This window comes from Longimicrobium sp. (genome assembly GCF_036554565.1).
Lineage (GTDB): Bacteria > Gemmatimonadota > Gemmatimonadetes > Longimicrobiales > Longimicrobiaceae > Longimicrobium.
In genome coordinates, this window is sequence record NZ_DATBNB010000905.1 from 1 (window position 1) to 5,849 (window position 5,849).

4 protein-coding genes are annotated in these 5,849 nt (G+C 72.1%); 1 reads left to right on the forward strand and 3 read right to left on the reverse strand.

Features of this window, described 5'->3' with window-relative positions; all coding sequences use genetic code 11:
* From VIB55_RS25260 to VIB55_RS25270, 3 genes are all read right to left on the reverse strand, one after another.
* Positions 1 to 2,001, reverse strand: a 2,001-nt coding sequence (locus tag VIB55_RS25260; protein WP_331879470.1) for a PAS domain S-box protein, incomplete at its 3' end; no start/stop codon positions are given.
* A gap of 3 nt (positions 2,002 to 2,004) precedes the next feature.
* Positions 2,005 to 3,870: a CheR family methyltransferase gene (locus VIB55_RS25265; protein WP_331879471.1), complete on the reverse strand. Its 1,866-nt coding sequence runs from the start codon at positions 3,868 to 3,870 to the stop codon at positions 2,005 to 2,007.
* The gene (locus tag VIB55_RS25270) at positions 3,867 to 4,463 is read right to left on the reverse strand and encodes a chemotaxis protein CheB (protein ID WP_331879472.1); all 597 of its coding nucleotides are present in this window, start codon (positions 4,461 to 4,463) and stop codon (positions 3,867 to 3,869) included. Before VIB55_RS25270 ends, VIB55_RS25265 begins: the two co-directional genes overlap by 4 nt.
* A gap of 242 nt (positions 4,464 to 4,705) precedes the next feature.
* On the opposite strand from VIB55_RS25270, the gene VIB55_RS25275 reads away from it, so the two are divergent.
* Positions 4,706 to 5,743, forward strand: a complete 1,038-nt coding sequence (locus tag VIB55_RS25275; RefSeq protein ID WP_331879473.1) for a chemotaxis protein CheB — start codon at positions 4,706 to 4,708, stop codon at positions 5,741 to 5,743.
* Positions 5,744 to 5,849: the final 106 nt, after the last annotated feature.

Consider the following 5,849-nt stretch of genomic DNA (forward strand, 5'->3'; position numbering starts at 1 on the left):
CGTAAACTTCAGCGCGTTGCCCACCAGGTTGCTGAACAATTGCAGCACGCGGCCGTAGTCCGCCGACACGGGGGGCAGGCCGTCCGGCGCGTGGCAGGAGAGCGAAACCCCACGCTCCCCGGCCAGCGGCCCGAACATCTCTTCCGCGGCGGAGGTCAGCACGCCGGGGACGATGGGGCGCCGCTGCATGGGCATTTGGCCGCTCTCGAAGGCCGCCACCTCCACCAGGTCCTGCACCAGCGCGTTCATCTGCTCGGCCGAGCGGCGGATGACGCCCACCTGCTTGCGGTCGCGGTCGTCCAGGCGCCCGCTGCCGAACTCGTCGAGCACCGTGGCCGCCAGCATCACCGCGTTGATGGGATTGCGCAGGTCGTGCGACACCACGGCCACCACCTCTTCGCGCGCGCGCACCGCCTGGCGCGCCTCCTGGTACAGCCGCGCGTTCTCCACGGCCAGCGCCGCGCGCCGGGCCACCTCTTCGGCCACGGCCAGGTCGGCGGCGTCGTACGGGGAGCCGCCCGTGCAGGCCAGCGAGATGGTGCCCAGCGTTTCGCCCTTGGCGCGGATGGGCACCACCATGGCGGAGGACAGGCCGAGCGCGACCAGCATCTCGCGGTGGCCCGTCGCGGTGCACATCCGGTCGAGCAGGCCCTCGTTCACGTCCGCCGCCAGCTCGGACCGGCCGGTACGCAGCGCCTGGACCACGGGATGGGTGGATGACTCCGGGTCTACCGGAAAGTGCCGGAGCATTCCACGCACCATCTCCTCGCGCGCGGGGTCGGCGTGCGCCACCCCCAGCGCCCGCGCCGATCCCCCGCCCTCGCGGACGTGGACGATGCAGTAGTCGGCCAGGGTGCCGGCGCAGACGCGGGCCACCTGCTGCACCACGTCGCGGTACTCCAGCGACGACGACAGCACCTCGCCCACCTCGGCCAGGAAGCGATCCGTCTCCTCGGCCCGGAGCGCCTCGGTGACATCCGTAAAGGTGAGGACGGCCGCCACGATCTCGCCGCCCGGGCCGTGCACGGGCGCGGAGCTGCACCGCAGCACGGCCTCGGCGCCGTCCTCGCGGTGGATGCGGAAGTCCTCGTCCACCACCGTTTCGCCGTCCAGGAGCGAGCGGGCCAGCGGATAGCTGACCGTGGCCACGGGGCGCCCGTCCGCGTCGAGTGCGCCGTAGCCCTCGGCGTAGTCCGCCAGGTTCACCCCGTGCGTGGGCGCGTGGCCCAGGATGGCCTCGGCCGCGGCGTTGTGGCGCACGATCCGGCCCTCGCGGGCCTCGGCGATCACCACGCCGCTGGGCATCTGCCCGATCACCGCCTCCAGGAACCCGCGCTCGCGCTCGGCGGCCTCGTGCGCGGCCTCCTCGCGGGCCAGGGCGCGCTGGCTTTCCTCGGCCCGCAGGCGCTCGCTGACGTCGCGCAGGATCCAGCGCAGCGCGGTGACGCCGCCCCCTCCGTCGTGCACGGCGGTGACGGTGCACGAAACGTCCACGGCTTCGGCGGTGCGCCGGGGGCGCAGGCGAACTTCCCAGTCGTCCACGCGGCCCAGCTGCACGGCCTGCAGCAGGCGCGAGCGGAAGTCGCGCCGGGCCTCGACGACCACGAACACGCCCAGCGGCTTTCCCGAAATGCGGGTGGGCGGCACGTTCAGCAGCGCCGAGGCCGCGAAGTTGGCCTCGCGGATGGCGCCCTCGGGGGTGGTGACCAGGTAGGCGTCGGGCGCCTGCTGAAAGAGCTCCAGGTAGCGGAGGCGCTCGGCTTCGACGTCGCCCTGGGCGGCGATCAGCTGCTCGTTCTGCACGCGGAGCTCTTCTTCGCCCACGTGCAGTTCCTCGATCAGCGTGAGCATCGTTTCCAGCGCCTCGTCCATCAGGGCGTCGGGCACCGCGCCCTCCCCGGACGCGCGGGCGCGGAGGTCGTCCAGGAGCCGCCGCGAGGCGCGGACCTGCCTGCCGGCCCATTCGTCGGGCCGCATGTCGCCGGCGTCGGGGCGGGCCATGCCTCAGCCCTCCTGCGCGGGACGCTCTTCCACCAGGATCACGGCACCGCGCGCATCCTGGGCCGCCGTGGCCAGGGGCGTGATGGTCACGTCGCAGGTGATGGCGCGGCCGCGGCGGTTCACCGCGTCGAGCATCAGCGTCTCTCCCTCGGAGCGCCCGTCCAGCACGGCGCGCATCACGCCCTTCAATCGTTCGACGGGAAGCCCGATGTCCAGGTGAAGAAAGGGCTGGTCCTGCACCTCGTCGGCCCGCAGCCCCCACAGCTGCCCCATCCTGTCGTTCCACAGCCGCACCAGCATCTCGCGGTCCAGCACCACCACGCCGGCGCGAAGGCTGGCGAGCACCGAGGCCAGGTACACGTTCGACTGCTCCAGCGCCTCGCTGCGGCGCTGCACCTCGTCGTTCAGCGTTTCCATCTCCTCGTTGGTCGACTGGAGCTCCTCGTTCAGCGTTTCCAGCTCCTCGTTGGTGCTCTGCAGCTCCTCGTTGGTGGTTTCCAGCTCCTCGATGGTGCTCTGCAGCTCCTCGTTGGTCGTTTCCAGCTCCTCGTTGGTGCTCTGCAGCTCCTCGGAGGCGGTTTCCAGCGCCTGGTTCGCGTGCTCCACCTCGGCCTGCAGGCGCGTGTGGCGGGTGACGTCGAGGAAGGAGACGGACACGCCCAGCGGCGCGGCGTCGGGGCTGCCCAGCGGGCACACCTGCACGTCGAAGCTGCGCGGGTCGCCGTCGGGCCCCGGCTGCTCGATGCCGCTCAGGTACACGGGGTGGCGCTCCGCCAGCACCTGCTCGATGCGGGACCTGAGCTCCACCGGCCGGTACGACACGCGCAGGTCCTGGAGGGGGCGCCCCAGGTCGGCGGCGCCCAGGGCGAACAGCTTTCGCGCGGCCTCGTTCGCGAGCAGCAGGTCGCCTCCGGGCCCCACCACCAGCTGGGCCGAGGGAAGGGCGTCCAGGGCCGCGTCGCGCAGCTCCAGCTGCTGGGCGGTGGAAGACGTGCGCTGCGGCCCCCCGCCGCCACGGCCCAGCATGAACAGCCGATCGCGGATGCCCGACGGAGCCCTGCGAAAGATGCGCGCGCCCAGGTGGGCCGGCGCGAACAGGCTGGCGTGGGCGCGGATCATCTCCGCCCGGCCCAGGAACAGCAGCCCCTCGGGCTCCAGGGCAAAGTGGAAGCGTGCCAGGATGCGTCCCTGCACCTCGGAGTTGAAGTACATCAGCACGTTGCGGCACACCAGCAGGTCCAGGTGCGACATGGGTGCGTCCTGGGCCAGGTCGTGCGGCCCGAAGATCACCTGGCGCCGCAGGTCGGTACGGAACGTCCACCGGCTGCCGGCCGGCTCGAAGTACCTGTCTCGGAACCCCTCCGGAAGCCCTTCCAGGTCCTTGTCGGCGTACACGGCGTGCCGGGCCTCGGCCAGCGCCTCGCTGTCCAGGTCGGTGGCGTACACCTTCACCTGGTGGCGGAAGGCTTCGATGCCCATGGCTTCGGCCAGCAGCATCACCAGCGTGTACGTTTCCTGGCCGGTGGCGCACCCCGCGCTCCAGACGCGGATGGGCTGCCCTCCCTGCTTGCGCTCCAGCAGCGCGGGAACGAAGTCGTCGCGAAGCGCGGCCCAGGCCTCTTCGTCGCGGAAGAACGAGGTGACGTTGATGAGGATGGTGTTGAACAGCGCGTCGAACTCGCCCGGGTGAACCTCCAGGTAGTCGCGGTACGCCGGATAACCCTGCACCCCCACGGTCTGCATGCGCTTTTCCACACGCCGCCGCAGGGTACTGCGCTTGTACCCGGAAAAGTCGAAGCTCCGCATCTCCCGCAGGAACACCAGCAGTTCCTCGAACTCGGGGTTCGCCGGGGGCGCCGTGGCCGTCATCCGTGCGGGTGGTTGAAGTTGTGGACCAGGGCCACGAGGCGCGGGGCGATTGCGGCCAGGGGGAGCACTTCGTCCACTCCCCCGGCCAGCGAGGCGGCGCCGGGCATCCCGTATTCCTCGGACGTACCCTGGTCCTGTGCCAGCACCGTGCCGCCGCCGCGCCGAACCTGCACGCTGCCGACGGCGCCGTCCTGGCCGCGACCCGTGAGCACCACGGCGATCACCGGCTCGCCGGCCGTGGACAGCGAATGGAGGAGCACGTCGGCGGAAGGCCGCGAAAACGCCACCGGCGGCGCGTCGGTCAGCGCCAGCGTGCGGGCAGCCGTGATCTCCAGGTGGCGCCCGGGCGGAGCCACGTACACGTGCCCGGCCGCCAGCGTGGCGCCGGAGACGGCCTCGCGAACGCACAGCGGCGTGCGCTCATCCAGGATGTGCGCGAGCTGGCTGGCGCGCGCCGGCTCCAGGTGCTGAAGCACCAGCACCGCCGCGGAAAAGTCCGCCGGGAGCCCGCCCAGCACCTCGCTGAACGCCTGCAGGCCTCCCATCGACGCAACCAGCGCGACTACCGGAACCCGGGGCGGGGGGTGGGTCATGCCTGGTCTGCCGGCGAGGGGGAGGCTTCGCAATGACCGAAAACGTGCGGATTCGGACTGCGCGGATCGGGCGAGCGGGCGCATGCTGGCCGGGACGGGTATGATGGCAAGGTGCGCCGCGGCGTACCAGATGTCAACCTGGGGCACGGGCGCGGGATCGCCGCACGGCTCTTGCGGTTCCCGGTGGGCAAGCGGGCGCGGCGCCGCGAGTTGCTGGCGAAGAGCTTCAAGGGGAACAGCGGGTGGCTGAACGCGACATCGTGGTGATCGGGGCATCGGCGGGCGGGGTGGAGGCGGTGGCGGCCCTGGCGGGCGCGCTGCCGCGGGACCTTGCCGCGGCGGTGTTCGTGGTGGTGCACTTTCCCGCGCATGCCACCAGCGTGCTGCCGCGCATCATCTCGCGGCGTGGCGGGTTGCGGGCCGAGCACGCGGTGGACGGCGCACCCATCGAGCCAGGATGTGTGTACGTAGCCCCGCCCGACCGCCACCTGTTGGTGGAGCACGGGCACATGCGGCTGGTGCGCGGCCCGCGCGAGAACAACGCCCGCCCGGCCATCGACCCCTTGTTCCGCAGCGCGGCGCGCGCGTACGGTGCCCGGGTGATCGGCGTGGTGCTCACCGGCAACCTGGACGACGGCACGGCGGGGCTGATGTCCATCCGGTCGGCGGGCGGGCTGGCGGTGGTTCAGAGCCCCGACGACGCGCTGTACGCGGGGATGCCCGCCAGCGCCATCGCCAACGTCGACGTACAGCATGTGCTGCCGCTGCCGGGCATCGCGGCGCTGCTCGCCGCGCGGGTGGGGGAGGCGGTACCGGACCAGGAGGAGGGCGACGTGGCGCGGAAGCAGGCGGACGAGGTGGGGATCTCGGAGATGCGGCGCGAGAGCATCGAGGCCGAGCGGGCGGGCGCGCCGTCGGGGTTCGCCTGCCCCGAGTGCAACGGGGTGCTGTGGGAAAGTGCCGACGAGAGCCTGCCGCGGTTCCGCTGCCGGGTGGGCCACGCGTACTCCATCGAAAGCCTGCTGGCGGGCCAGGGCACCGCGCTGGACGCGGCGCTCTGGGCCGCCTACCGCGCCCTGGAAGAGCGTGCGGCGCTCACCGAGCGGATGGCGGAGCGGATGCGCGAGCGGGGACAGTCCCGGCTGGCGGACCGCTTCGCGGAGCAGACCACCGAAACCCGCGTCCGCGCGGACCTCATCCGCCGCGTGCTGCTGACGGCGCCGGAAGAGATTCCCTTCGTGGAGCCGGAGCCCGAGCCCGAGCGCAGCGCGTCGGACTGAAGGGGAAACCTCACCGCCGGGGTCATCTCATCCTGAGCCCCAGGCGCACCACACCTGCACGCAGACCATCCGTCGCGGGCCGAAGGATCCAGCCGCGGACACGTAC